At 71.0% G+C, this 24,862-nt stretch carries 24 protein-coding genes and 1 pseudogene; 10 read left to right on the forward strand and 15 right to left on the reverse strand.

Features of this window, described 5'->3' with window-relative positions; translation table 11 throughout:
* Positions 1–162: 162 nt before the first annotated feature.
* The 3 genes from AC3RX0_RS10195 to AC3RX0_RS10205 form a co-directional block, all read right to left on the reverse strand.
* Positions 163–1,536, reverse strand: a complete 1,374-nt coding sequence (locus AC3RX0_RS10195; protein ID WP_491505871.1) for a C1 family peptidase — start codon at positions 1,534–1,536, stop codon at positions 163–165.
* 61 nt (positions 1,537–1,597) lie between these two features.
* A complete protein-coding gene (locus tag AC3RX0_RS10200) occupies positions 1,598–1,810 on the reverse strand; it encodes a hypothetical protein (protein WP_491505872.1) in 213 nt (70 codons plus the stop codon).
* Positions 1,811–1,990: 180 nt separating this feature from the next.
* Complete coding sequence (locus AC3RX0_RS10205) at positions 1,991–4,105, reverse strand: heavy metal translocating P-type ATPase (RefSeq protein WP_491505873.1); 2,115 nt, start codon at positions 4,103–4,105, stop codon at positions 1,991–1,993.
* 146 nt (positions 4,106–4,251) lie between these two features.
* Between AC3RX0_RS10205 and AC3RX0_RS10210 the strand changes: the two genes are divergently transcribed.
* Genes AC3RX0_RS10210 through AC3RX0_RS10220 form a run of 3 tightly spaced genes read left to right on the forward strand, consistent with a single transcriptional unit; the run spans position 4,252 to position 5,865 of the window.
* Positions 4,252–4,773 carry an O-acetyl-ADP-ribose deacetylase gene (locus tag AC3RX0_RS10210; protein WP_491505874.1) on the forward strand — a complete coding sequence of 174 codons (522 nt, stop codon included), beginning with the start codon at positions 4,252–4,254 and terminating at the stop codon, positions 4,771–4,773.
* An 11-nt stretch (positions 4,774–4,784) separates the two neighbouring features.
* Positions 4,785–5,489, forward strand: a complete 705-nt coding sequence (locus tag AC3RX0_RS10215) for an NUDIX hydrolase (RefSeq protein ID WP_491505875.1) — start codon at positions 4,785–4,787, stop codon at positions 5,487–5,489.
* A 10-nt stretch (positions 5,490–5,499) separates the two neighbouring features.
* On the forward strand, positions 5,500–5,865 hold the full coding sequence (locus tag AC3RX0_RS10220; protein WP_491505876.1) for a VOC family protein: 366 nt from the start codon (positions 5,500–5,502) through the stop codon (positions 5,863–5,865).
* A gap of 12 nt (positions 5,866–5,877) precedes the next feature.
* Here AC3RX0_RS10220 and AC3RX0_RS10225 read toward each other — a convergent pair whose 3' ends face one another.
* Together AC3RX0_RS10225 and AC3RX0_RS10230 are read right to left on the reverse strand one after the other, a co-directional pair.
* Positions 5,878–6,585: a hypothetical protein gene (locus AC3RX0_RS10225; protein ID WP_491505877.1), complete on the reverse strand. Its 708-nt coding sequence runs from the start codon at positions 6,583–6,585 to the stop codon at positions 5,878–5,880.
* Positions 6,582–7,064 (reverse strand): MarR family winged helix-turn-helix transcriptional regulator, encoded by a 483-nt coding sequence (locus AC3RX0_RS10230; RefSeq protein WP_491505878.1) that lies wholly within the window; start codon positions 7,062–7,064, stop codon positions 6,582–6,584. Before AC3RX0_RS10230 ends, AC3RX0_RS10225 begins: the two co-directional genes overlap by 4 nt.
* Positions 7,065–7,212: 148 nt before the next feature.
* Between AC3RX0_RS10230 and AC3RX0_RS10235 the strand changes: the two genes are divergently transcribed.
* Positions 7,213–7,572: a VOC family protein gene (locus tag AC3RX0_RS10235; protein WP_491505879.1), complete on the forward strand. Its 360-nt coding sequence runs from the start codon at positions 7,213–7,215 to the stop codon at positions 7,570–7,572.
* A 6-nt stretch (positions 7,573–7,578) separates the two neighbouring features.
* Here AC3RX0_RS10235 and AC3RX0_RS10240 read toward each other — a convergent pair whose 3' ends face one another.
* Positions 7,579–8,379, reverse strand: coding sequence for a DUF1684 domain-containing protein (locus tag AC3RX0_RS10240; RefSeq protein ID WP_491505880.1), 801 nt, complete (start codon positions 8,377–8,379; stop codon positions 7,579–7,581).
* A 57-nt stretch (positions 8,380–8,436) separates the two neighbouring features.
* On the opposite strand from AC3RX0_RS10240, the gene AC3RX0_RS10245 reads away from it, so the two are divergent.
* Together AC3RX0_RS10245 and AC3RX0_RS10250 are read left to right on the forward strand one after the other, a co-directional pair.
* Positions 8,437–9,051 carry a histidine phosphatase family protein gene (locus AC3RX0_RS10245; RefSeq protein WP_491505881.1) on the forward strand — a complete coding sequence of 205 codons (615 nt, stop codon included), beginning with the start codon at positions 8,437–8,439 and terminating at the stop codon, positions 9,049–9,051.
* A 33-nt stretch (positions 9,052–9,084) separates the two neighbouring features.
* Positions 9,085–10,224, forward strand: coding sequence for a threonine synthase (locus AC3RX0_RS10250; RefSeq protein ID WP_491505882.1), 1,140 nt, complete (start codon positions 9,085–9,087; stop codon positions 10,222–10,224).
* Positions 10,225–10,239: 15 nt separating this feature from the next.
* Here the strand turns inward: AC3RX0_RS10250 and AC3RX0_RS10255 are convergent, their stop codons facing one another.
* Positions 10,240–11,514 carry a S53 family peptidase gene (locus tag AC3RX0_RS10255; protein WP_491505883.1) on the reverse strand — a complete coding sequence of 425 codons (1,275 nt, stop codon included), beginning with the start codon at positions 11,512–11,514 and terminating at the stop codon, positions 10,240–10,242.
* 145 nt (positions 11,515–11,659) lie between these two features.
* Positions 11,660–12,061, reverse strand: coding sequence for a PPOX class F420-dependent oxidoreductase (locus AC3RX0_RS10260; protein WP_491505884.1), 402 nt, complete (start codon positions 12,059–12,061; stop codon positions 11,660–11,662).
* Positions 12,062–12,111: 50 nt separating this feature from the next.
* Between AC3RX0_RS10260 and AC3RX0_RS10265 the strand changes: the two genes are divergently transcribed.
* The gene (locus AC3RX0_RS10265; protein ID WP_491505885.1) at positions 12,112–12,606 is read left to right on the forward strand and encodes a methylated-DNA--[protein]-cysteine S-methyltransferase; all 495 of its coding nucleotides are present in this window, start codon (positions 12,112–12,114) and stop codon (positions 12,604–12,606) included.
* Between the two features lie 75 nt (positions 12,607–12,681).
* Here AC3RX0_RS10265 and AC3RX0_RS10270 read toward each other — a convergent pair whose 3' ends face one another.
* Positions 12,682–14,064, reverse strand: coding sequence for a cation:dicarboxylate symporter family transporter (locus AC3RX0_RS10270; RefSeq protein WP_491505886.1), 1,383 nt, complete (start codon positions 14,062–14,064; stop codon positions 12,682–12,684).
* A gap of 123 nt (positions 14,065–14,187) precedes the next feature.
* On the opposite strand from AC3RX0_RS10270, the gene AC3RX0_RS10275 reads away from it, so the two are divergent.
* Together AC3RX0_RS10275 and AC3RX0_RS10280 are read left to right on the forward strand one after the other, a co-directional pair.
* Positions 14,188–15,930, forward strand: a complete 1,743-nt coding sequence (locus AC3RX0_RS10275; protein ID WP_491505887.1) for an ATP-binding protein — start codon at positions 14,188–14,190, stop codon at positions 15,928–15,930.
* Positions 15,927–16,649 carry a response regulator gene (locus AC3RX0_RS10280; protein WP_491505888.1) on the forward strand — a complete coding sequence of 241 codons (723 nt, stop codon included), beginning with the start codon at positions 15,927–15,929 and terminating at the stop codon, positions 16,647–16,649. Before AC3RX0_RS10275 ends, AC3RX0_RS10280 begins: the two co-directional genes overlap by 4 nt.
* 48 nt (positions 16,650–16,697) lie before the next feature.
* Here the strand turns inward: AC3RX0_RS10280 and AC3RX0_RS10285 are convergent, their stop codons facing one another.
* The 4 genes and pseudogenes from AC3RX0_RS10285 to AC3RX0_RS10300 all read right to left on the reverse strand — a co-directional run bounded on the left by AC3RX0_RS10285 (position 16,698) and on the right by AC3RX0_RS10300 (position 20,740).
* Positions 16,698–17,561, reverse strand: a complete 864-nt coding sequence (locus AC3RX0_RS10285) for a GNAT family N-acetyltransferase (protein WP_491505889.1) — start codon at positions 17,559–17,561, stop codon at positions 16,698–16,700.
* Positions 17,562–17,671: 110 nt separating this feature from the next.
* Positions 17,672–19,036: an HNH endonuclease signature motif containing protein gene (locus AC3RX0_RS10290; RefSeq protein ID WP_491505890.1), complete on the reverse strand. Its 1,365-nt coding sequence runs from the start codon at positions 19,034–19,036 to the stop codon at positions 17,672–17,674.
* A gap of 126 nt (positions 19,037–19,162) precedes the next feature.
* Positions 19,163–19,840: pseudogene (locus AC3RX0_RS10295) on the reverse strand (Type 1 glutamine amidotransferase-like domain-containing protein).
* Positions 19,841–19,909: 69 nt separating this feature from the next.
* Positions 19,910–20,740, reverse strand: coding sequence for a sulfatase/phosphatase domain-containing protein (locus AC3RX0_RS10300; protein WP_491505891.1), 831 nt, complete (start codon positions 20,738–20,740; stop codon positions 19,910–19,912).
* Between AC3RX0_RS10300 and AC3RX0_RS10305 the strand changes: the two genes are divergently transcribed.
* Positions 20,720–21,313 (forward strand): GNAT family N-acetyltransferase, encoded by a 594-nt coding sequence (locus tag AC3RX0_RS10305; RefSeq protein ID WP_491505892.1) that lies wholly within the window; start codon positions 20,720–20,722, stop codon positions 21,311–21,313. The two genes, AC3RX0_RS10300 and AC3RX0_RS10305, sit on opposite strands and share 21 nt — an antisense overlap.
* A gap of 24 nt (positions 21,314–21,337) precedes the next feature.
* Here the strand turns inward: AC3RX0_RS10305 and AC3RX0_RS10310 are convergent, their stop codons facing one another.
* Complete coding sequence (locus AC3RX0_RS10310; protein ID WP_491505893.1) at positions 21,338–23,380, reverse strand: vWA domain-containing protein; 2,043 nt, start codon at positions 23,378–23,380, stop codon at positions 21,338–21,340.
* A gap of 42 nt (positions 23,381–23,422) precedes the next feature.
* A complete protein-coding gene (locus AC3RX0_RS10315) occupies positions 23,423–24,814 on the reverse strand; it encodes a sigma 54-interacting transcriptional regulator (RefSeq protein ID WP_491505894.1) in 1,392 nt (463 codons plus the stop codon).
* Between the last annotated feature and the right edge of the window lie 48 nt (positions 24,815–24,862).

The raw sequence follows: 24,862 nt of genomic DNA on the forward strand, positions 1-24,862 counted from the left end.
TCTCCACGAATCGCCCGCCCGGAGAGTCGCCGCCCGGCCCCCAAAGACCGCGAGGGTACAACTGAGCGGCGAGGGGTAGGGGGATACCCGCACCTTCGCCGACCAGATGTACCCTCGCGGTGACACACCAGCGCGCACCGCCGCCCCGGCCGCGAGGGCGGGTCAGGCCAGGGCGCCCATCGGGTCCCAGGCGGGCAGCACGAGCGGCTCGGCCGCGAGCGCCGCCTGCAGCTCGGCCGGCAGGCGGTCCTTGCGCACGACGACCTCGAACATGTACTCGTCGAACCACGAGTCATCCATCGTGTAGAAGCCCTTGTCGCCGTTCTCGGTGCCCCAGCTGTTCTCGACGCGCCAGCGCCGGGCGGTGCCATCCTCGTCGAGGTCGACGCCGGTGAACAGCATCGCGTGGGTCATCGCCGACTCGCCGAAGCGCACGCGCTCCTCCTTGGTCGTGGACAGGTCGACGCCGTACACACCCGCGTAGTCGAACAGGTCGGCGGCCCACACGCCGTCGGTGCGCAGCATCTGCGGCGCGACGTCGCAGCCGAACCAGACCGGCTCGCCGTCGGCGATCGTCTGCGCGGCCACACGCTTCATCAGGTCGATGTCGACGTTCAGATACACGACGTCATCGCCGTCCACGACGTTGCCCAGGTGCGCCACAGTGAGGGTCGACCCCTTCGCGTGCTCGGGCCGCGGGTCGTCGACCAGGCAGACGTAGTCGTGCAGGTCGATCGACGTATACTCCGCGAGGAATGTCTGCGGCGTGAACGTGCCGGCGCGGTGGAACTCGTTGTCGTCGTCGTTCCACTGCCACTCGAACCCGGTCGGCGGCACGCCCAGGTGGATCGTGAGGATGCGGTGCGTGTCGGCCAGGATCGACTGCTTCAGGGACTGCAGCTCGTCGGCGCCGGCGCCGGCGGCGGCCGCGGCCCGCAGCGTCCGCGCACCGCGTCGCAGCTGCGTGCGCAGTGATGCGTTCATGCGGCCCGTGTTCGAGGAGGATTCCGTCTCGGGCATGAGCTCCTTCGGCACGGCGCCGTGCTTGGCGAAGACCGAGACCTCCATGTTCCACTGGCCGCCGTCGCCCATCAGCTGCTCGAGCAGGAACGCCATCAGCCGATCGCCCGGGTCGGTGTCGGCGAGCTCGATCATGTCGTCGAGGAAGTAGTTCGCCCGCTCGATCTTGTCCCAGTACATCGCGTGGTTCTGGCTGAACTCGAAGTTCTTCACCTTCATCACGCGCCGGGCGTCGCCCCGCAGCAGGTTCAGCGCCGCGAAAAGCCAGCAGCGGCCGGACTTCTTCTGGTTCGTCGCCTCCCAGTCGTCGATGCGGTGCGACATGCTGCGCCGCGTGTCGACCAGCCGGGTGCGGTTGACCGCCACGTCGTCGAGCGCGGTGCGGGTGACGGCGTTCATCGCCCGGACCGCGGTCGGGTCGTCGAGGAACGCGGCGTTCCATCCCGCGACGGTTGCGGGATCGAGTGCCGTTCGAGTGGATGCTGCAGCGGTGGCTGCGTCGTCGATCAGGGTCATGCATCCAGCCTCTCACCGCGGGCCGGACGGCGCACCCGGTTCGCCTGCGCCGGTTCGCGCGCTAGGCCTCGTCTTCGCCGGCCATCAGCCGGGCGAGGTAGTGCATCGTGCCGTTCACGCGCTCGGCCGCCCGCGGGTCGGCGTCTTTCAGCGTCCACCACGCCTGCCCGCCCAGGGTCATCGCCTCTTCGGTTCTGCCCGCCTTGCCGAGCGCTCGCAACGCCTTCGTGAACAGCGTCACCAGGTCGCGCTCTGCTGATGACTCATCGGTCATAGCTGCCGCCTCCTGCCATCGACGCTACCGCCGCGCGGCACCCAGCCGGCCCGGCGCGGTCCACAGGCTTCGGAGAATCGCACGAACTCAGGATGATCCAGCCGAAATCGTCCGAGATCCGCGCGATCCTCCGAACTCTGTGAGCGGCGCTCACGCGCAGAGAGCGCAGCGCGGCATCCCTCACCTGCCGAGCACCGACCGCACGCTCGCCTCGGGCCGCAGGTCCAGGCGCCGCAGCAGCTGTGCGTTCAGGGCGACGACCACGGTCGACAGCGACATCAGGATCGCCCCGACCGCCATCGGCAGCACGAACCCGATCGGCGCCAGGACGCCGGCCGCGAGCGGCACCGAGATCAGGTTGTACCCGGCCGCCCACCACAGGTTCTGCGTCATCTTTCGGTACGCGGCCCGCGACAGCTGGATCACCGACATCACCGACCGCGGGTCGGATCCCGCCAGGATCACCCCAGCCGACGCGATCGCCACGTCGGTGCCGGCGCCGATCGCGATGCCGACGTCGGCCTGCGCGAGCGCCGGGGCGTCGTTGACGCCGTCGCCGACCATCGCGACCTTCTTGCCCTCGCCCTGCAGCCGGGCCACCATCGACGCCTTGTCTTGGGGCCGCACGCCGGCGAACACCCGCTCGATACCCAGTTCGCCGGCGACCGAGCGCGCGACGGCCTCGGCGTCGCCGGTGATCATGACCACCTCGACACCGATCGCGCGCAGCGCGTCGACGGCCTCGCGCGACTCGGGCCGCACCTCGTCGGCCAGGCGCAGCCCGCCGATCACGACGCCGTCGCGGGCGACGTGCAGGATGATCGCGCCCTCGCCCCGCCACTGCGCGGCCTCGGCGATCTCGGTCGCCCCGATCTCGTCGAGCAGGTGCGGGCCGCCGACGCGCACCTCGTGTCCGTCGACGGTCGCGGTGACGCCCACGGCGGGCGAGGACGAGAATCCGGATGCCGCGGCTCGCGCGAGCTGCTTCTGCTCGGCCGCGCGCACGATGGCCTTGGCCAGCGGATGCTCGCTGTCGGCCTCGGCCGCGGCGGCCAGGGCCAGCACCTCGTCGGCGCCGATGCCCTCGACCGGCATGACGGCCGTCACCGTGGGCTCGCCGCGCGTGAGGGTTCCGGTCTTGTCGAAGAGAACGGCATCCACTGTGCGCATGCTCTCCAGAGCCCGGCGGTCCTTCACCAGCACGCCGCCGCGCGCCGCGCGCTCGGTCGCGATCGAGACCACGAGCGGGATCGCCAGACCCAGCGCGTGCGGGCACGCGATCACGAGCACGGTGATCGTGCGGACGACCGCGTCGTCGGGGTTGCCGACCAGGGTCCAGACGATCGCGGTGAGGACCGCCGCGCCCAGCGCGAACCAGAACAGCAGCGCCGCGGCGCGGTCGGCCAGCAGCTGCGCGTGCGACGACGACGCCTGCGCCTCGGCGACCAGGCGCTGGATGCCGGCGAGTGCGGTGTCGTCGCCGGCCGCGGTGACCTCGACCCGCAGTGCCGAGTCGGTGGCGACCGTGCCGGCCGTGACGGCGTCGCCGGTGCCGCGGGCGACCGGGCGCGATTCGCCGGTGATCATCGACTCGTCGAGATCGGCGCGCCCGTCGACGATGCGGCCGTCGGCCGGGATGCTGCCGCCGGGACGGACGAGGACCACGTCGCCGACCCGCAAGTCGGACGGCGCGACCGTCACGGTCGTGTCGCCCTCGACGCGCTCGGCCTGATCCGGCAGGAGTGCTGCCAGCGAGTCCAGCGCCGAGGTGGTCTGCGCCAGTGACCGCATCTCGATCCAGTGCCCGAGCAGCATGATGACGATCAGCAGCGCGAGCTCCCACCAGAACTCGAGCTCGTGGTGCAGCAGGCCGAGGGTCGCACCCCACGATGCGACGAACGCGACCGTGATCGCCAGGCCGATCAGCAGCATCATGCCGGGGCGGCGGGCGCGCAGCTCTGAGACCGCTCCGCCCAGGAACGGCCGCCCTCCCCACACGTACATCACGGTGCCGAGCACCGGTGCGATCCAGGTGGCCCAGGACGGGATGCCGTAGCCCAGGATCATCGCGAACATCGGCGAAAGCGCGACCACCGGCACGGCGATGACCAGGTTGATCCAGAACAGTCGCCGGAACTGGCCGACGTGGTCGCCGTGCCCGGCGTGATCCGCGTGCCCGGCGTGCCCGGCGTGCCCGGCGTGCCCGCCGTGCCCGCCGTGCGCGGCGTGCGCGGCGTGCGTAGCGCGATCCACCTCGCCGAGATCGGCCGAACCGTGGTGGTGGTCGTCCGTCATGTCGTCTGCGCCCCTTCTTCGATACCTCGGACGGGTATCCCAGTCTCTCCCAACGAGATACCCCCTAGGGGTATTCCCCGACCGCGAGGGCGCACGTGCGCGCCGACCTCTGGAGGTTCGGCCGACGCCGGAGCAGACTGAGGGGCATGGCCGAGGCGCCCCGGATCACCGCCGTGCACGGCGACATCACCGCGCAGCGGGTCGATGTCGTCGTGAACGCCGCCAACTCGCGCATGCGCGGGGGCGGCGGCGTCGACGGCGCGATCCACCGCGCAGGAGGGCCCGCGATCCTGCAGGACTGCATCGCGCGCTTCCCGTACGGGCTCGCCACCGGAGATGCCGGCTGGACGACCGCGGGCGACCTGCCCGCGCAGTGGGTGGTGCACACCGTCGGCCCGAACCACGCCGCCGGCCAGCGCAACCGGTCGCTGCTGGTGTCGTGCTACCGGCGCTCGCTCGAGGTCGCCGACGAGCTCGCCGCGCGCAGCATCGCGTTCCCGCTGATCAGCGCAGGCGTCTACGGCTGGCCGCGCGACGACGCGATCGCCGCCGCCGTCGACACGATCTCGGCGACGCCGACACACGCCACCGACGTCCGGATCGTCGCGTTCGACGCCGCCGCGTACCGGCAGGTGCTCGACGCCCTGGGCGTCCGCGGCCTGGGGTAACGTACGTGCACGTGAGCAGTCCTGTCGGGCCCGGGGTGGCGGCCGCCCGCGTGCCGGGTGAGGATGCCAGGGCCGCCCTGGCCCGGTTGGCCGGGCCGGTTGTGGACTGGCGCCGACTCGGCCGGGCCGCCGTGCCGCTGCGCGACGGCCGCCGCTCGGCCGTGCTCATGCTGTTCGGCCCCGAGGACGGATCGCCCGCGGACGCCGTGGTCGCCCCGGCCGACGCCGGCGTGCTGCTGCTGCGCCGCGCTCCGAACCTGCGGCACCATCCCGGCCAGATCGGATTCCCCGGCGGCGGCATCGAGCCGGGCGACGCCGACCTCACCGCGACCGCGCTGCGCGAGGCGGTCGAAGAGACCGGGCTGGATCCGAGCGGCGTCGACCTGTTCGCCCCGCTGCCCGAGCTGCCGCTGGCCGTGAGCAACAACCTCGTGACGCCCGTGCCGGCCTGGTGGCGGCATCCCTCACCCGTGCACGCTGCCGACGCGGTCGAGACCGCCGAGGTGTTCTACGCGTCGATCGGTGCGCTGCTCGACCCCGAGAACCGCCGCAGCGTCGAGCGGGTGCGCGGACAGCTCATGCCGCGCATGCCCGCGTTCGAGGTGGACGGCCGGCTGATCTGGGGGTTCACCGCCGTGCTGCTGTCGGGCCTGTTCGACACCCTGGGCTGGACGCGGGAGTGGGATGCCGCACGCCTGGTCGTACCGGACGTCTGAGAGGGGGCGCATGCCTGCGACGCTGAGAGTGGAGGTCTTCCCCGCCGAGATCGACCGGGCGGTCGCGTTCTACACGACGCTCGGCTTCACCGTGACGCGGCGACACGAGGGACCGCCGATGCGCTATGCGTCCCTGCAGTACGGACAGGTGCGGCTCGGGCTCGCCGAGCGCGAGGCCGTCGATCCGGCCCTGCGGATGCTGCCGATCGGCACCGAGATCGTCGTCGAGGTCGACGACGTGCGCGCCGAGCGCGATCGTGTCGTGGCAGCCGGCATCCCGCTGCTCGAAGACCTCGTCGAGCGCTCGTGGGGCCTCACCGACTTCCGCCTGACCGACCCGGACGGCTACTACTGGCGGTTCACCTCCCGCGAGTGACCCGCGGGCGCGTCACTCGGTCGGCAGGTGCTCGCGCACCGCGGCCAGCACGGCCTTCGGGTCGTCGGCCCAGAACCGCAGCGCGTCCACGCGGTGCTCGCCGCCCTTGGGCGCCAGGCCCGGCACGCGCACGGTCAGCGGGCCCTCGAACCGCACCTCGAGGTTCGTCTCGCCGCCGATCCTGATCGCGCAGATCCGCTCGCCGTCCTCATCGAACACGCGGCCGATCTTGGGCTTGCCCGGCTCGTTCTCGACCCGCGTCGGCACGATCTCGATCGAGGCGAAGTCGTCCCACGGCACGTGCAGGTCGATCTCCATCCCCTCGCGCACCCGGATGCCGTCCGGCCCCACGGTGTGCGGCCTCGTGAAATACGCGCACAACAGCCCCAGCATCCACGTCACGCCCCAGATCCCGAGGATCAGGAATCCGATGCGCACCGGCGGCCACCGGTGGACGATCAGATCCACGATCGGGATCTCGAGCGCCGACAGCGCGATGAACACGATGAGGATCGTCAGCACGGGCCCGTGGTACCGGAACCCGGTCGCCCCTGGCGCGATCTTCGGCCGCCGGGCGACCACGCGCCACAGGCTCTCGTAGACGCGCAGCTCCATCAGCACGGCGCGCGTCGCGAGCTGCGCCGCCCGCCGGCCGCGCGACGGCCGGTCGCCGGCACCGGCGTCGAGGGCGGGATGCCGGGGCCCGCGCGGCGCGGTCACGGCGCACCGTCCGGACCCGGGGCCGACTCGACGTCCGCGTAGGCGACCGACTCGGTGGCGACGAGCTCGCGCAGCCGGTCCAGCACGGCCGCGACGCCGCGTTCGAACGCGGATCGGTCGGCGGGCGCGACGGCCGAGAGCAGCGACGCGGTGAGCTCGTCGTGGTCGCCCTGCATGCGGGTCATGACGGTGCGCGCCGCGTCGGTGAGCGTCACGAGCACGGCACGGCGGTCGTCGGGGTGCGGAGTGCGCACGACGTATCCGCTCCCCTCGAGCCCGTCGACCAGCGCCGACACGCTGCGCGGCGTCGTGCCCAGCGCCTGGGCCAGCGCCTGCTGGGTCACCGGCCCCGCCTGCTGCAGCACCCAGAGCGCGTGCACACGGGTCTCGGTCAGCGACGTGCCGGCGAAGGCGGCCTGCATGTCGCGCTGGAACAGCGCGCTGATCTCGAGCAGGCGGTCGAGGACGGTGGGTTCCATGCTTCGTTACATTACCACATTATTACATCTAGTAACCATATTTCCGGCCGCCCGTTCTTCACGGTGAACGCACGGTGGCGGCCTCTTGCCGGCACCGTGCGCGAGACGTAGGTTTGGCGTCGTTCCATCGAGCAAAGGGGCTGGAACCATGTCACACGGCGACATCACACACCTCGAGATCCCGGTCACGGACTTCGAGGCGGGCAAGACCTTCTACGGCGCGGTGCTCGGCTGGCAGATCGCCGACGTGCCCGGCTACGACGACTACCCGATGTGGCGGGCGCCGAACGGGACGAGCGGCGGCGCGCTGGTCAAACGCGACGCCGACTTCACCCAGCCGCGCAGCACGGTCGAGGTCGATTCGATCGATGACGTCCTCGCGAAGGTCGAAGAAGCCGGCGGGCGCGTGGTGACGCCCAAGAGCGCGATCACCGACACGAGCTGGTGGGCCGTCTTCGCAGACCCCGACGGCAACGTCATCGGCCTGTTCGAAGGCTCGATGGGCTGACCCGGGTCAGCGCGGCATCATCTCGCCCGCCTCGATCGCGATGTCGAGGCGGTTCTCGACGGGCGGCAGCGGGCACATGGCACTCGCGGTGTAGGCGCAGGGCAGGTTCACCGACCGGTTGAAGTCGATGCGCAGCCGGCCGTCGGCGTCAGGCGCGTCGACGTGCAGATTGCGGCTGGCAGCGTACGTGGTCACGCCGCTGGTGCGGTCGGTGAACAGCAGCCGCAGTCCGTCGCCGTCGCGGAACGCGGTGAGCCGGTGCGGCCCGTCAAGGTCGAACGCGACCGTCCCGGGCGCGTCGAACAGGGTCTCGAGACCGTCGACGACGGTGTCGACCGACACGGCGCGCGGCTCGTCGAACGGCGTGAACGCGGCGTCCACGACGAACCGCTCGTCGGCCGCATACGTCGGTGTGCCGGTGTAGGCGAGCAGCGTCGGATTGTCGGGATGCCGCGGCCTGATCACCGCGTGCCCGCCGAAGTTGGCGACCTCGACCACGGCGGTTCCGGCATCCGTCCCCCACGTCGCGCGCACCGGCGCACCGATCTGCACCGGCCCGAACGCGTGCTCGCCCGTGATCGGACGTCCGTCGATCGTGAGCGCCTCGCCGTCGGCGAGGTCGACGACGGGGCCTGCCTCGCCGGTCGACCATGCACCGGGCACATCGTCGAACCGCTGCGGTGCGGGGGTCAGCCAATGCGCCGCCGTGATCGCCAGGAACCCGTCGGGCGCCGCGCGGTCGCGCTCGTGCTCGTCGTGCCATGCCTGCCATTCGGCGACGAAACCGTCCGTGCCCTGATCGACCATGCCTCCAGTCTCCCGCACCTGCCGGGGACGGCGGCGCGGGCGGCATACGCTCGAGGGATGACGACGGAATTCCGCCCGGCATCCGATGGCCCCTCGGTCGTGCTGGTGCGGCACGGCGAGACCCACTGGAGCAAATCGGGCCGGCACACGTCGGTCACCGATGTGGGCCTGACCGCCGCGGGTCGCGAGCAGGCGCGGCACGTGGGGGCGGCGCTGCGCGCGCAGCGGTTCGCCCTGGTGCTGTGCAGTCCGCGCCGGCGGGCGCGCGACACCGCCGCCCTCGCCGGGTTCGACGAGCCGCTCATCGACGACGACCTCGCCGAGTGGGACTACGGAGCGCTCGAAGGTCGCACCACCGCCGAGATCTCGGCCGAGATCGGGCACCCGTGGCGCATCTGGACCGCCGAGGCACCCGATCCGCTGCCCGCCGAGACGGCCGACGACGTCGCGCGACGCGCCGACGCGGTGATCGCGCGGCTGCGCAGTGTGACGTCGCAGGGGCAGGATGCCGTGGTCTTCTCGCATGCGCATTTCTCGCGCGTGCTCGCCGCCCGCTGGCTCGGGCAGCCGCCGACCGAGGGGGCGCGGCTGGCCCTGGGGACCGGCAGCATCAGCGAGCTCGGGTTCGAGCACGCTCTGCCGGTGATCAGCCGATGGAACCTGCAGCCGTGACACGGTCGCGACGCCACGGGGTTGAATGACGGTATGGATGCCGACAGCCTCCGCGCACTGCACCTCATCGACCGCTCGGGCACCCGCTACCCGCTGGGCGAGGATCGGTGGCGCGGTGACGACGGCACGCCGCTCATGCTCTCGCCGATCCCCGGCACGACGACGGTGGATGCCGCGCAACGGTCGCTGTGGCGGTACGGCGCCGTGCTGCCCGTGTCCGACGAGCACCGCGTCAGCCTCGGCGAGGGGTGGACGCCCCTGATCCCCGATCGGCGGACGGGCCGTGGCATCCACTACAAACTCGAGTGGTTCAACCCGACCTCGAGCTTCAAGGACCGGGGCGTGGCGGTGATGATGTCGCACCTGGCGGCGCACGGGGCGACGCGGGTGCTCGAAGACAGCTCGGGCAACGGCGGGTCGTCGGTCGCCGCCTATGCCGCAGCGGCCGGGATCGCGGCGAAGATCATCGTGCCCGCCGCGACCTCCCCCGCCAAAGTGCTGCAGGCGCGCGCGTACGGCGCCGAGATCGAGCTCGTCGGCGGCACCCGCGACCAGGTCGGCGACGAGGCCGTGCGGCAGTCGGCCGAGATCCCGTACGCGAGCCACAACTGGCACCCGATGTTCGTGCAGGGCGTCAAGACGATCGGCTACGAGATCTGGGAGCAGCTCGGGTTCCGCGCCCCCGACAACATCGTGACGGTGGCCGGCGCCGGCAGCGTCGTGCTGGGCTGCGATCTCGCCTTCGGCGAGCTGCGGGATGCCGGAGCCGTCGACACGGTTCCCCGGCTGCTGGTCGGCCAGCCTCGCGACTGGGCCACGATCGTCGAGGCGGTGAACGGCGTGCACCGCGACCCCGACCGGCCGCGCGCGCCGACGATCGCCGAGGGCTCGTCGATCGCACGGCCGGTGCGTCTGCCCGAGGTGGTCGCCGCGATCGAACGGTCGCACGGGGCGGCAGTGGCCGTGAGCGACGACGAGATCCGCACCGCGCTGCGGGGGCTGGCCGCGTGCGGGCTGTATGCCGAGCCGACGAGCGCCGTGGCCGCGGCCGCGCTCGAACGGTTCGTCGCCGACGGCGCGATCGGCCCCGGCCAGACCACGGTGGTGATCCTCACCGGCACGGCGCTGAAGGCCGCCGATCGCGCCGCCGAGGTCTTCGACGGCGCGCGGTAGCGGCATCCGTCATCTTCAGCGCAGGGCGTCGATGATCGCGCCCACGTTCGGCGTGCCGTAGCCGGTGGGACGGTCCCATCCGGCGGAGGCCGAGTAGCCGCCCGTGAACGTCGGCGTGCTGTTGCTGCCGACCGTCACGTCGTACATCCGGCCGCTGCGCGCCCACGATGACGTGTACTGGCTGATCTCGCCGACGCGGTGCCCGACGGCCTGTACGACATCGGCCGTGATGCCGGCCCACTGCGGCGAGCCGGCCGAGGTTCCGCCGAAGAAGTAGAAGCCGTCCGCCGCGGCGCCCAGGAAGCCGAGGTACGTCAGCACCCCGGTGTAGACGCTCGCGTTGTAGGCGACATCCGATCCGCCCTTCGCGGTGATCAGGCTCGGGGCACCGCCGGTGGCCCCGAACGGACCGTCGGCGCAGGTGGTCGCGCAGTTCGTGTAGTCGCCCCAGACGGTCTCGCGCTGGCCCTTGTCCAACGGAGTGCCGTACAGCAGGTTCGTGCCGCCCACCGAGGTGACCAGCGTGTCGGAGGCGGGATACGAGTAGTTCGGGGATCCGGTGCCGTTGTCCGATCCAGCATCGCCCGACGAGGCGAACACCGACATGCCCTGAGCCGCGGCCGCTTGATACACGGCGTGCGCCTGCGTCAGCTGTCCGTTGTTGCCGCGCAGCGCCGCTTCGTCGATGCCGAAGCTCATCGACATCACCGCGCCGAGGTGATGGCCGACGGCGTACTGCTCTGCCGCGTTGATCGTGTTGCCGTGGTCGTTGGCGGCGATCACGAGGTCGATCGTCGCACCGGGGGCCACCGCATGGGCCCACTGCACGTCGAGCGAGGTCTCTTCGGCCCAGCCCAGCTGGGTGCCGTGGCCGGTCCACGTCGGCACTCCGGTCGGATAGAAGACGTTCAGGTGCGCGGCGGGCAGACCGAACTCCTGCGAGAAGGTCGCGAGGTCCGAGCGGACCGTCGGGCTGCCGAACGCGTCGACGATCACGATCGTCTGCCCGGTGCCGGCTGGCACGCCGTCGATCTCGGCGGGGATGTCGTACGCCGCGCGGATGCTGTCGGGCGTCTGACAGGCGAACTCCCCGTCGGTCTGGGCCAGGCACTGCGCCGCCGACGTGTCGTGGGCGATCTCGCCCGGCGACAGATGGGCTCTGATCACGATCGGATGGACCGCATAGCTCCACTGCGTGGAGGAGGTGGCGGCCGAGGCGGGCACGGCGCTCACTGCGACGAGAGCGGCTGCGGCGGCCAGGGCGAACAACGTTGTCGACGTGTGCTTCACGATCATTCCCTTGTTCAGCGTTGACGGGGTGAAGCGACTGTCGCCTGCGTCGGATTGCGGCGTGAGGTGGCAGGGCCACCGTGCAGAATATGCCTGTCTCCCCAGGAATGACAGGGGGAATCCGAAGCGTGGGCCCGGTCCGCGGCTACTGGTGGGTGGAGCGTTCGATCGACATCACGAGGATCACGCGCTTCGCTCTGTCGGCCGGCGGCGTGGTGCTGGGATCGCCGTACCGGTTCTGCAGCCGGACATAGAAGGCGCCCTCGGGGTCGGGCACCGCTTCGACGAGCCTGCCGGCCACTTCGAGATAGTGCGTCGGGCTCTCGGGGTCGATGATCGACAGCGCCATCGACGGGTTGTGCTGCAGGTTGCGGTACTTCTGCCGGCGGTTGGTGTGGGTGAAGCGCACGTGCTCGCCGTCGAACTCGAACCACATCGGCGTGACCTGCACGCTGTCGTCGGGTCGGATCGTGCCGAGGTGCCCGAAGAGGGGCAGCTCGAGCAGGTGACGGCGGTTCGCGGGGATGAGCGTATCGAGATCGGTCATGCCTCCAGCATGGCCCACGCGCAGTCGGCGGTCCGCGGTACGCTCCGCTCATGGTCTCGTTCGGCACCGTCGTCTCGCCGGTGGGCACCCTCGGCGTGACCGGCGACGGCGAGGCGATCACCGGCGTCGGGTGGGGTCTTCGACGGCCGATGGATGCCGCGGCCGCGGCCGATCCGGTCCTCTCCGAGGCGATCGCCCAGCTGACCGCCTATTTCGCCGGCACGCTGCGCCGGTTCGACGTGCCGTTCGACCTCGGAGAGCAGGCCGACGGCAGCCGCGCCGTGCTGACGACGCTGTACGAGAGCGTGGCATACGGCGAGACGGTCACCTACGGCGAGCTGGCCGCCCGCAGCGGCTGCGGCATCCCGGCCCGCGGCATCGGTGCCATCATGGGCGCCAACCCGATCCCGATCATCGTGCCGTGCCATCGCGTGCTCGCCGCCGACGGCCTGGGCGGCTACTCGGGCGGCGCCCCCGGCCAGGGCCTGGCGACCAAGCGCCGGCTGCTCGAGTTCGAGGGCGCGCTGCCGGCGCCGCTGTTCTGACCCGCCCGACGGACGACGGGTGCCCGGGGCCACGAAACCGTGCTCCCGGGCACCCGCGACATCGGTGCGTCGGTGTCAGTGCGTGGGCTCGAGGGATTCCGACGCGGCAGGCTCTGCGGCCTCCCCACCCGCGGCGCCGTGCGCCGAGACCCCGTGCACGTTCTCGAGCGTCGACTCGTCGAAGGGAAGGTCGCCGGCGAGCACCGCGCGCACGCGCGTGGTGTCGATCTCGTGGGTCCACTGGCCGATCAGCAGCGTCGCCACGGCGTTGCCGGTGAAGTTCGTCAGGGCACGGCACTCCGACATGAACTTGTCGATGCCGACGATCACGCCCATGCCGTCCAGCAGCTCGGGGCGGTGGGCCTGCAGGCCGGCGGCCAGGGTCGCCAGGCCCGCGCCGGTGACCCCGGCGGCGCCCTTCGAGGCGATGATCATGAACACCAGCAGCGAGATCTGCTGCGGCAGGTCCATCGGCATGCCCATCGCCGACGAGACGAACAGCGACGCCATGGTGAGGTAGATGGCGGTCCCGTCGAGGTTGAACGAGTAGCCGGTGGGCACCGTGATGCCGACCACGGCGCGCGAGACGCCGGCGTGCTCCATCTTGGCGATCAGCCGCGGCAGCACCACCTCGGACGACGAGGTCGAGAAGATCAGCAGGTACTCGCGGGCGAGGTACTTGATGAGCGTGAAGATGTTCAGCCCGGTCACGAGCTTGAGCAGGCCGCCGAGCACGACGACGATGAACAGCGCGCAGGTCGCGTAGAACGCGCCCATGAGGATCGCCATCGATCCGATGGCCGCCCAGCCGGTCGCCCCGACGACGGCCGCGATGGCGCCGAACGCGCCGATGGGCGCGGTCCACATGATCATCATCATGAGCTTGAACACGAGGGCCTGCGCGTGCGTGATCGCCGTGACGATCGGCTTGCCCGCCTTGCCCATCGACTGCAGCGCGAACCCGATCAGCAGGGCCAGCACGAGGGTCGGCAGCACCGGGATGTCGCCGGGGATCAGGCTCAGCAGGAACGTGACCGTGGGGTCGCCGCCGGCGCCGGCGGCCGCGTCGTAGGGCTTCAGGTGCAGGCCGCTGCCCGGGTGGACGATGTTGCCCACGACCAGTCCGATGATCAGGGCCACCGTGGCCATGATCAGGAAGTAGACCAGCGCGAGTCCGCCGACCTTGCCGACGGTCGAGGCGCGGGCCACCGATCCGACGCCGAGCACGATCGTGCAGAAGATCACCGGCGCGATGATCATCTTGATCAGCGCAACGAACGCGGTGCCGAGGGGTTTGAGCGCGATGCCCGCCTCGGGGGCGATCAGGCCGATCGCAGCTCCCGCCACGACGGCCACGATGACCGCGATGTACAGCCAGTGGGTGCGATCCCTGCGGGTGCGCACGGGCACGGATGCCGCGGCATCCCCTCCTCGTGCAGGCACAGTCTTCTTCGTCATGCCGACTCCTTCGTCCGGGTGTGATGAGGTACCCCGACACGATGCCCGACCGGCGCGCGCACGTCACCGTTGCGGTCATAACGATCACGCCGGCTCCCAGCCCGGGGTGGGAAGCTGGAGGCGATGAGCACGACCGCGCACCGCGTGAACCGTCGCCGCACCGGGCGGCTGTCGCTTGCCGCGAGGCTGTTCCTCGCGGAGCTCGTCATCGTCGTCGCCCTGTGCGCGACGTTCATGGTGCTCTCGTACAACCACACCAGGGTGCTGCTGCGGCAGGCCGCGGCATCCCAGGTGCTCAGCCTCGCGCAGACCCTGGCCCACGATCCCTTCGTCGTCGCCGGCGTGCAGTCCGCGCGGCCGTCCGACACGCTCGAGCCGTATGCGCTGGACATCGACAAGACCGCGTCGGTCGACTTCGTGACGATCATGGACCGCGACGGCATCCGCTACACGCACCCGGACCCCGCGCAGATAGGCCGGCCCTACATCGGCTCGACGGCCGCGGCCCGAGCCGGGCACAGCCAGGTCGAGCAGTTCACGGGCACGCTGGGGCCGTCGGTGCGGGCGATCGTGCCGATCTTCGACAGCGCCGGGCAGGTCACCGCGATGGTGGCGGTGGGCGTGACGATCCACCACCTGGCGATCGCCGAGGCCGCCGCCGTACCGCAGATCCTGACCGCGGGGCTGATCGTGCTGGCGGTCGGCGCTCTCGCGGCCTGGCTGCTCGGGCGCTATCTGCGGCGTACGACGCTCGGCTATCGCCCGGCCCAGCTGCGGCGGCTGTTCACGTACTACCACTCGGCGCTGCACTCGCTGCGCGAGGGGCTCATGCTCGTGAACGAGAACGGCGACCTGGTGCTGTACAACGATCAGGCAGCTCAGCTTCTCGATATCGCGCCGTTCGACGACGATCGGCCGTCCGCGCTCGGCGACCTGCACCTGCCGGCCTCGCTGCACGAGCTGCTGGCGTCGGGCCGCACCGTCGCCGACGAGGCGCACGTGACCGGCGAGCGGATCCTGATCGTCACCCAGCAGCCGGCCGTCGAGCCGGGCCGTCCGGGGGCGGACGCCTCGCCGCGCCGGCGCCGGCGCGGCAGCGTGGTCACGATTCGCGACCGCACCGAGGTGCAGACCCTGGCCGGCGAGCTCGCGTCGATGACGTCGCTGTCGGACGCGCTGCGGTCGCAGACGCACGAGCACGCGAACCGGCTGCACCTGATCGCCACGCTCGTCGAGCTCGGGCGCACGCGCGAAGCGATCGATCTGGCCGTGCGCGACCAGCAGCAGGCGCAGCAGCTGACCGATCACTTCGTGCAGTCGCTGGACGAGCCGTTCATCACGGCGCTGCTGATCGGCAAGACCGCGCAGGCTCACGAGCGCGGCATCCGCCTGGGCATCACGGCATCGGGCACGCTGCCGCCGCAGGCCCTGGACGCGCTGGATCTGGTGACCATCACCGGCAACCTCATCGACAACGCGTTCGACGCCGCGGCGGAGTCGGAGGAGCGGCGGGTCTGGGCGGACTTCACGGTGGCCGACGACGCGCTGGTGATCACCGTGGCCGACTCGGGCCCCGGCATCCCGGCCGACGAGGTCGAGACGGTCATGCGCATGAACACGTCGTCGAAGCCGGATGCCGCAGCCGCCGGGCACGGGTACGGTCTGACTCTCGTGCGCCAGGCGGTGGCGCGGCTGCGGGGCACGATCGAGGTCGAGACCGACGGCGGAGCGATCATCACGGTGACGATCCCACTCGCCGCAGACAGGGTCGGACGGGTCGCGGCATCCAGCGACGACGCGGCATCCGGCCCCACGGCATCCCGTGACGTCGCGTCGGCCGATGGGCTCGGGGAGGAGCCGCGGTGACCGGCGCGGACGGCGTGCTGCGCGTGCTCGTCGTCGACGACGAGCCGCTGACGGCTGAAGCGCACGCCGCATACGTGCGCCGGGTGCCGGGCTTCACCGTGGTGGCCGTCGCGCACGACGGCGCCACCGCGCTGCGCGAACTCGACCGCGCCGCCGCCGACGGCGCGCCGATCGACGTCGTGCTGCTGGACATGGTGCTCACCGACCTGCACGGCCTCGACGTCGCCCGCCGGCTGCGGGCGCGGGGGCACACCGTCGACATCATCGCGATCACCGCCGTGCGCGATCTGTCCGTCGTGCGCCGTGCGGTCGCCGCCGGCGTCACCCAGTACCTGATCAAGCCGTTCACCTTCGCCGTGTTCCGCGCGAAGCTCGAGAACCAGCGCGACTTCCGCCTCGGGCTCGATCAGACCGGGCCGCTGGCGACCCAGTCCTCGATCGACAACGCCCTGAGCGCCCTGCGCACGCTGGCGCCGGGCCGTCTCCCGAAGGGGCTGCTGCCCGAGACCCTCGCCGAGATCACCCATGCCATGCGCACGGCAGACGTGCCGCTGTCGGCCGCGGAGCTCGCCGTGCATCTGGACCTGTCGCCGGTCACCGTGCGCCGGTACCTGCGCTTTCTCACCGAGCAGCACGATGTCGTCCGTGCCGCGCGCCACGGCGTGCCCGGCCGGCCGGAGTACGAGTACCGCTGGTCGGGTGGGGCGGCGGCGCGCTGACAGCGGTGCGGTACCAGCCGCCGTCGGGTCAGGTCTGCGCTTGCCCCGTCAGTCGCGCCGGCGGTCGCGAACCTCGGGGAGGGCCTCGTACCCCGCCGCACGGTATGTCGCCACGCCTGCGATGTTCGAGCTCGCCGTGCACACGATCGCGCTCGAGGACCCGAGCTCCTGGAGCGCGGCCGCGGCGGCCACGGTGATCGCGGCGCCATAGCCGCGGCCCCGGTGGTCGCGGTGCACGCCCATCGGCTCGAGCAGACCCGGCCGGCCCGGCCCCGCCGACCAGACGGTGACGGCCGCGACGGCCTCGCCGTCGTCGTCGAACGCCAGAAGGCATCGCGCGTGGACGTACGGCGGGGCTGCGGCCATGGTCTGCCAGCGGTCTACCGTGAACGTGGACTTCTCGAACGCGCTGCGCTGTACGGCCACCCGATCGGGCACGGTGGCCGGCGTGACCGTCTCGACGCGGATCGCGGGTGTCTCCACCCGCTGAGACAGATCGCGTCGCAACGGTGTCCAGGGCTCGTCCGTGCCCCAGCCTTCGACCGCCAGCGCCGGCTGGAGCGCCGCGTCCGCCGGGGCTTCGACGTTGGCCGCGCCGGCTGCCAGTACGCCGCGCTCGGGGCGGACGATGTCGTCCGCGATGCGCCGCGCCAGAGTGGTGTCGCGGCGCACGTCCGGCGCCGTCGTCATCCGCAGCAGGCCCGGGCCGTCGAGGAACCCGATCGCGAGGATCCGATCGCCCTCTCGCCAGACGCGCAGCGCGGCCGCGGTCGCCTCGGCACCGAACCGGTGGAACCAGCCGATGTCGCCGGGGTGCAGCTGCATTGCGGCACGTTCGTGCTGCCAGGAGCACAGTGCGTCGACGACATCGACCACGTCGGCGACGGAGGGCTCATGCAATTCGACGGCCATCACGCTCACCGTCGGCAGGCCGGTTCGTGCCCGTGATTCGAGTGGTCCATGACGGCAACCCTACTGTTCGTCGTCCCCGTGAACGCCTATCCCCCGCCCGCCGACGCGAGTCACGCGGCACGGTACTCGAAGCGAGCTCGGCCCCCGAGGCGGGGCGTCTGCGCAGGGTCGACGGTGGCGGGCGGGATGAACCAGACACTGGCCTTCACACCGTGCCCCTCGATACGGATCTCCCACCCGTTGTCGTGGATGCGATGGTGGCACGATTCGCAGAGCAGCACGCCTTCGTCGATGTCGGTCTCGCCGTGATCTCGCATCCACCAGTTGAGATGATGCGCCTTGGTCATGCCCGGCGGCAGGTTGCACATCGCACATCCGCCATCGCGTTCGGCGAGCGCGAGCTGCTGCGCTCTGGTGAACAGCCGCTTCTCTCTGCCCCAGTCCATGACTTCGGATTCTCCGTCGAGGACGATGGGGATGATTCCCGCCGTGGCCGCGAAGTGCCTGGCGCCGACGGGTGAGATCGGCGCGGTGATGCCGTCGATCTCAGCGAGACCCGCGCCTTCGGTCAGTGTCTCGAGGTCCATCCGCACCACGACGGTCGCTCCCGCGAGGGGCAGGTCTTTGTTCTTGCACCCGAGGGCGTGCTCCGCCAGCTGCACGAGCGCCTCGGCCTGCAGCTGCGGCACACGGGGGCGGATCTGATCGTCGTCACCGCGCGTGACGTCGTCCCGGGTGCGGCGGAACGCCGCGCTGACGAGGGCCTCGATGGCGGCCTTCAGCGGCGCCCCGCGCGAGACCTCGATCTTGCCGTCGATGACCAGGAACCCATCGCGCTCGAAAAGGTGCAGGTGCTGCTCCCCACGCCGGTCGCGTTCCGCCGGCTCGACACCGTCCTGGTCCAGCCAGGCCTCTGCGTGGGCGACGAGTTTGCGCAGCTGATCCAGGGTGAGTCCCGGCGCCCGCGCCACCAGGGTCTGCTCGACCTCGTCGCGATCCTCGGCCTTCGAGCGGACTGCCACCCTGTCGAGCATCGCGATGATCGTCCCCGCCACCGCCTGGCCGATGCGACCGCCGCGGATGCCCTCGGCGACGTGCGGGTGCTTCGCCGGAAGCTCCTCCCCCGTGAGCGCCTGCCTGGGGGCAATGGCCTTGCCGACGGACACCAGCCTCTTCGCCTCGCCCGTGCCGATCGCCGTGGTGGCCGCGATCAGGGCCGCGGCGTTGCGGTAACCCTGTTCCTTGGCCAGCGACTCGGCACCCAACTCGGGCCGGGACTCCCGATCGATCTCGGCGGCGACCTCGGCGCGGACGCCGTCGACGCGACGGCTGATGGCACCCAGCTGATCCAGGGCCCACACCAACTGCGGGCGGTTCAGTTCGGACGCGGGCCCGGCCGCCGCATCGCGCTCACCTGTCCACGCCAGCCGCAGCGCCGCCACCGCGTCCTCGAGACCGGCAAGCGTGTCTTCCATGCCTCGGATATTAGTACACACATACGACACTCACTTCGAGTACGGCGTGAAACCAGGGCGATCTGTGGACAACGCCGATCGCTCTCGCGGTGGGGAGAGCTCCGTGTTCGCGCATCAGTACGAATGTCATCCTTGCGAGTCGAAGAACTCCCAATGCCCTTCCGACACCACCGCAACGACACCGTCGACGACCGATATCGCGGTCTGATCGTCGATCGCATACGCCGGTCCCGGCATCCTCGTCGCCCACTCACGGGCGCACTCGAGTGTGTTGTGCGACCAGCCGGGGTAGTCCAGATGCGGAAAGATCGAGAAGCCGACGACGCTGAGCGCCGTGTCGGTCCCGTCCGGGCGCCAGTCCACGAACTCGCGGCCGATGCGGGGTGTCATGGCCATGCTCCCCGCGCTCACCCCGACCCACACCGTGTCGGGCAGCTCCGGGAGCATGTCGGCGAGACCGGACCGCCGCATCCAGTGACTCAGATAGACCGCCTCGCCCCCGTCGACCAGCAGAACGTCGGCGGCGCGCACTCACGGCTGCCAGCGCTCCGGGTCGATGTCGGGCAGGGCCGTCAGCTCGAGGACGCCGACCGACGACCAGCCCAGATCACACAGGCCGCCGGCATCCCCCCATTGCCCAGCCGTGGACTTCCACACCGACGTCGGCGTGCACGCGGGCTGCCCCCACTGCGCCGTCGGGATGAACAGTGCGTTCGACTCGGCGATCGGCTTGCCGAGCAGGCCGACGAGCGTGTCGCGGATGGCGGCGTTCGTTACCCCGCCCGACGTGAGCAGCAGCTTCATGTCGACCCTTCCATGTCCGATGGATGTAGGTCGAGACTGCGCCCTCACGTCGGTGTGCGCAACGGACCGTCACCCGCCGAGGTCGCCCTCGCTCCGATGAGGCTCGTCTCCGACCTCGACCTGCGCGCGTCGCAGCCGTGCCCGCATGTCGGCGAAGATGTCCCGGTAGGCAGGGTCATGGGCGACGTTGCGCACTTCTTCGGCATCGGTCTCGAGGTCGTACAGCTCCCACTCGCCCGGGTACGTGAAGCCGCCGGTGCCCGGCAGCCCCAGTCCGTCGTTGTAGAAGTAGATGATCTTGTACCGGTCCGTGCGGTAGCCGTAGTGCGCGGGGGCCTTGTGGAAGACGTCGTCGTGCTCCCAGTACCGGTAGTAGAACCCCTCGACGGGATCGGATGCCGGTGGCTCGGCGAGATCGGGCAGGAAGCTGCGCCCCTGCATGCGGGGATGCGCCTCGACGCCGGCGGCATCGAGGATCGTCCGCGCGAAGTCGACGTTCGTCACGATCCCGTCGTGCACCGTCCCGGCCGCGATCCGATCCGGGTAGCTCAGCACCAGCGGCATGCGAATCGACTCCTCGTACATGAACCGCTTGTCGAACCAGCCGTGGTCGCCGAGGAAGAACCCCTGGTCGGAGGTGTACATCAGCAGCGTGCTGTTGAACCGGTCGCGGTCCTGCAGCCAGTCGATCACGCGCCCGACGCTCTCATCGACGGCGGCCACGCACCGCAGGTAGTCCTCCATGTAGCGCTGGTACTTCCACAGCGCCTCGTCCTCGTACGACAGACCCGCGGGCGGCTCCTGCTTGAGGTCCGCTGCGCGGGCGCTCTGCGGCGGCGGTATCTTGAGACTCCTCCCGTCCCCCGCAGAGAGGCAGTCGTGTCCTTCACCGATCCGCATGCGGCCGTCCCCGTGGAGTTGGCGACCCCGGAATTCGTCCTGCGCCCGATCACCTCCGACGACGCCGAGCGCGACCACGACGCCGTCATGGAGACGCGCCATGACCTGCGCCTGTGGGAGCAGTCGACGTGGCCGGCCGACGACTTCACGGTCGACGACAACCGGACGGACCTCGTGGGACTCGAACGTCGCCATGTCGAGCATCGCGCGTACACCTACACGGTGCTCGATCCGGACGGCGCCGAGAGTCTCGGATGCGTCTACGTCTTCCCCACCACGGCGGCGTTCCTGGCGAGGTCCACGGTCACCGCGGTCGGGGACGACGTGTGGGACGACGTGGACGCGGTCGTCTACTTCTGGGCCCGCGCGTCCCGGATGAGGACGGGGATGGACGGCCGGCTGCTCGCGGCCCTGCGCACGTGGTTCGCCGACGCGTGGGGATTCGAGCGGTCCGTCTATGTCACCAACGAGCGGTTCGAGCAGCAGGTGCAGCTCATCCGCGGCACGGGTCTGCACCTGAAGTTCGAGCTGCGCGAGCCGGGCAAGCCGGGCGCCTACCTGGCCTTCGGCTGACGGTCACGCGCGATCCCGGCCGGTCTACCACCACCACGATCTGCCGCGCAGCATCGCGCCGAAGTCCTCGGGCGACCCGCGCCTGCCCGGCCGGGATCCGAGGTAGCTGTCGACCACGGCGCGGCCGAGATCGTCGAGCTCGGGTGCGACCACGTGCCCGCCGGCGCGATACGCGAGGGCGTCGATGAACCGTGCGAGACCCGAGTCGCTGCCCAGGCGGAAGAACGTCGTCTGCGCGCCCATCCGGTGCACGGTGTCGAGCTCGCGCACCGTGACGGCCACCGTGCGCGGATCCGGCGGGTACGCGAAGAAGACCTCGCCGTCCGGCTCGAGATGGGCCGTCGGCTCGCCGTCGGTCACGATCAGCAGGACGGGCTGGGCCACCGGGTTGCGGCGGAAGTGCCGCTGGGCCAGCAGCAGGGCGTGGTGCAGGTTCGTCCCCTTGTCCCACACGCCGTCCTTCGCGGTCAGCTGCTCGATGTCGATCACCTCGGCGTAGCGCGAGAACGAGATCAGCTGCAGGCTGTCGCCGCGAAAGCGGGTCGAGATCAGGTGATGCAGCGCCAGCGCGGTGCGCTTCATGGGCACCCACCGGTCGTCCATCACCATCGAGAACGACGTGTCGACCAGCAGCGCGACCGCGGCCGTGGTGCGCTGCTCGGTCTCGACGACCTCGACGTCGTCCGTGGCCAGACGCACTCCGGTCGACGCGTCGCCGCCGTCGAGGATCGTGCGCAGGACCGCGTTCGAGACGGTGCGGGGGATGTCCCACGGTTCGGTGTCTCCATAGGCCCACGCGCGAGTCGCGCCGGTGAGGTCGCCCGCGGCGCCGGCGTTCCTCGTCTCGCGACGGCCCAGTCGACCGGACTGCCGGGTCGCGACATCCTTCATCAACGCGCGCCCCAGCTGACGCATCGCCCGCGGCGTGAGCCGCAGCGCACCGTCGGACGCGCGCTGCAGCATCCCGGTGTCCTTCAGCTCCTGCTCGAGGTCGCGCAGCGCGCGGGCGCTCACGGCGGCATCGTCGCCGACCAGGCGGGCGAGCGCGTCGAGGTCGATGTCGTCCATCCGCGCCCCGGGGTACGCCTGGGCCAGCTGCTCGGTCAGCGCGTCGAGGTCCGAGAGGTCCTGCATGACGCCGGTCGCCTCGCCGAGACCGGTCGGCTCGTCGCCCGAGAAGGATGCCGAGCCCGTCCAGTCCTCGCCGGGCCGGAGCGACCGCAGATTGTCGTCGAGACGTGACAGCGACTGCATGAGCTCGGGCGAGCCGAACGCCTGGGCGGCGAGGCTCATGAGCTCGTCGCGCTGCTCGGGGGACATCGAGTTCAGCATCCGGTTCGCGGCGGCCGAACGCTCGGCGAGCGTATCCATCAGCTCGTCGAGGTTCTGCGGATTCTCGGGGAACTGCGCTCCGTGCTTGCGCATGAACTCGTCGAAGTCCGCCTGCGTGTCCTCGCCGCGCCGCCGCTTCTCGAGCAGGTCGTTGAGATCGTTCAGCATGTCGCGGATCGCCTCGCGATCGGCATCCGTCGCGTTCTCGAGCGCGTTCTTCATGCCGGCGAACCGCTGGTCCAGCAGCTCCCGGCCGAGCAGTTCGCGGATGCGGTCGTAGTCCGCACGCGCGGTGGGGCTGTGCCACTCATAGTCGGCGAGCTCGTTGACCGCCGCGGCGGTGCCGGGCGGCAGGTTCTCCATCCGCATCTCGGCGAACGCGCGTTCGTCGTCGTCGAGGTCCACGTCGCGCACGAGCTGCTTGCGCTCTTCGAGCACGGCGTGGTCGAGCAGCTTGCGGATCTCCTGCAGCGTGCCGTCCAGCCGGTGCCGGTTCAGCAGCTCGGATCTGCGCTCCCGCACCCGGCGGGCCAGGTCGTCCAGTCCCTCGCGCCCCTTGGCGCCGCGGCGCAGGTACTCGCGCATCGCTCGTTCGGCCGACGTGCCGGCCATGACGTCGGCGCCGATCGCCTCGAGCGCCTGCTGCACCGGCACCGGGGGCGCGAGCGGATCGCCGCCGGAGTATCTGCCGTACCGCGCCGTGTGCGCGGGCACGCGATGGAAGCTGCGGACCATCAAGTGACCGCCTTCCGCAGATCCACGATGGATGCCGCCGCCTCACCCATACACGGTCTCCCCCGCTGCGCTCTCCTTGCCGATCCGGCGTTCCAGGTACAGCGACTCGAGCAGCAGCTCGAGGGCCCCGGCACGTTCGCCGGGAGTGCGGGCGTCGAGCCGGTCGGCGACCTCGTCGTACAGATCGGACTCGCCGAGCACGGGCATCGCCGCCAGGACGTCGGCGGCGGCGACCTGCTCGCCGGTCATCACGGTGGCGCCCTCGTGCAAGGCGTCGACGAGCACGGAGGTCTCGAGGCCGCCCAGGTGCGCACGTGCGGTCTCGGCCACCGCGGTGCGCAGCAGGTGCTCCAGAATCGCGCGCTCGCGCCCCTCTTCGCCGGTCTCGAACTCGATCTTGCCGCCGAGCACGTCCACGGCGGTCTCGAGGTCGACGGGGCGGGCGACCGCCACCGGCTCGTGCTGTCGCGTCGCCCGGTGCAGGGCGGCCGCGGCGATCGTCTCGGCGCCGGCGATCGCAAAGCGTGCCGAGACACCGGCGCGCTGGTCCACGGCATCCGATTCCCGAAGGTTCCGCGTGAATCGCGCGAGGATCTCGAGCAGGTGTGCGGGCACCTCGGCGGCCAGCTCGGACTCTTGCCGGATGACTGCGACCTCCTCGTCGATCGACGGCGGGTAGTGCGTGCGGATCTCGGCGCCGAACCGGTCCTGCAGCGGGGTGATGATGCGGCCGCGGTTCGTGTAGTCCTCGGGGTTGGCCGTGGCCACGAGAAGCACGTCGAGGTCGAGGCGCAGCACGTAGCCGCGGATCTGGATGTCGCGCTCCTCCATCACGTTCAGCAGCGACACCTGGATGCGTTCGGCGAGGTCGGGCAGTTCGTTGATCGCGACGATGCCGCGGTGGCTGCGCGGCACGAGTCCGTAGTGGATGGTCTCGGGGTCGCCGAGCGAGCGGCCTTCGGCCACCCGGATCGGGTCGACGTCGCCGATGAGGTCCGCCACAGAGGTGTCGGGGGTGGCGAGCTTCTCGGCGTACCGTTCGGACCGATGCCGCCACGCGACGGGCAGATCGTCGCCGAGCTCGGCGGCACGGCGACGCGATGCCGGCGTGATCGGGTGGAAGGGATGCTCGCCGAGCTCAGCGCCCTCGATCACCGGCGACCACTCGTCGAGCAGTCCGGCGAGGCTGCGCAGCAGGCGGGTCTTGCCCTGCCCGCGCTCGCCGAGCAGCACGATGTGGTGCCCGGCGATGATCGCACGTTCCAGCTGCGGGATGACGGTGGTGTCGAAGCCGTGGATGCCGGGCCACGGATCGCGCCCCTCACCGAGCGCCGCGAGCAGGTTCTCACGCAGTTCGACGCGCAGGGTACGGTGCACGTGCCCCGAGGCGCGCAGCCGACCGGCCGTGGTGATCGCGGGAGGCGAAGAGGTCATGACGAGAGGTTAAGACTCGTGGATGCCGCGCGGGCCGGTTTCACGGGA

The sequence above is a fragment of the Microbacterium sp. W1-4-2 genome, assembly GCF_058349885.2.

Excerpts from the sequence above, each read along its gene's own strand:
- AC3RX0_RS10195 (WP_491505871.1), bottom strand. The coding sequence starts at position 1,536 with ATGACCCTGATCGACGACGCAGCCACCGCTGCAGCATCCACTCGAACG.
- AC3RX0_RS10200 (WP_491505872.1), bottom strand. The coding sequence starts at position 1,810 with ATGACCGATGAGTCATCAGCAGAGCGCGACCTGGTGACGCTGTTCACG.
- AC3RX0_RS10205 (WP_491505873.1), bottom strand. The coding sequence starts at position 4,105 with ATGACGGACGACCACCACCACGGTTCGGCCGATCTCGGCGAGGTGGAT.
- AC3RX0_RS10210 (WP_491505874.1), top strand. The coding sequence starts at position 4,252 with ATGGCCGAGGCGCCCCGGATCACCGCCGTGCACGGCGACATCACCGCG.
- AC3RX0_RS10220 (WP_491505876.1), top strand. The coding sequence starts at position 5,500 with ATGCCTGCGACGCTGAGAGTGGAGGTCTTCCCCGCCGAGATCGACCGG.
- AC3RX0_RS10230 (WP_491505878.1), bottom strand. The coding sequence starts at position 7,064 with ATGGAACCCACCGTCCTCGACCGCCTGCTCGAGATCAGCGCGCTGTTC.
- AC3RX0_RS10235 (WP_491505879.1), top strand. The coding sequence starts at position 7,213 with ATGTCACACGGCGACATCACACACCTCGAGATCCCGGTCACGGACTTC.
- AC3RX0_RS10240 (WP_491505880.1), bottom strand. The coding sequence starts at position 8,379 with ATGGTCGATCAGGGCACGGACGGTTTCGTCGCCGAATGGCAGGCATGG.
- AC3RX0_RS10245 (WP_491505881.1), top strand. The coding sequence starts at position 8,437 with ATGACGACGGAATTCCGCCCGGCATCCGATGGCCCCTCGGTCGTGCTG.
- AC3RX0_RS10250 (WP_491505882.1), top strand. The coding sequence starts at position 9,085 with ATGGATGCCGACAGCCTCCGCGCACTGCACCTCATCGACCGCTCGGGC.
- AC3RX0_RS10260 (WP_491505884.1), bottom strand. The coding sequence starts at position 12,061 with ATGACCGATCTCGATACGCTCATCCCCGCGAACCGCCGTCACCTGCTC.
- AC3RX0_RS10265 (WP_491505885.1), top strand. The coding sequence starts at position 12,112 with ATGGTCTCGTTCGGCACCGTCGTCTCGCCGGTGGGCACCCTCGGCGTG.
- AC3RX0_RS10270 (WP_491505886.1), bottom strand. The coding sequence starts at position 14,064 with ATGACGAAGAAGACTGTGCCTGCACGAGGAGGGGATGCCGCGGCATCC.
- AC3RX0_RS10275 (WP_491505887.1), top strand. The coding sequence starts at position 14,188 with ATGAGCACGACCGCGCACCGCGTGAACCGTCGCCGCACCGGGCGGCTG.
- AC3RX0_RS10285 (WP_491505889.1), bottom strand. The coding sequence starts at position 17,561 with ATGGCCGTCGAATTGCATGAGCCCTCCGTCGCCGACGTGGTCGATGTC.
- AC3RX0_RS10290 (WP_491505890.1), bottom strand. The coding sequence starts at position 19,036 with ATGGAAGACACGCTTGCCGGTCTCGAGGACGCGGTGGCGGCGCTGCGG.
- AC3RX0_RS10300 (WP_491505891.1), bottom strand. The coding sequence starts at position 20,740 with ATGCGGATCGGTGAAGGACACGACTGCCTCTCTGCGGGGGACGGGAGG.
- AC3RX0_RS10310 (WP_491505893.1), bottom strand. The coding sequence starts at position 23,380 with ATGGTCCGCAGCTTCCATCGCGTGCCCGCGCACACGGCGCGGTACGGC.
- AC3RX0_RS10315 (WP_491505894.1), bottom strand. The coding sequence starts at position 24,814 with ATGACCTCTTCGCCTCCCGCGATCACCACGGCCGGTCGGCTGCGCGCC.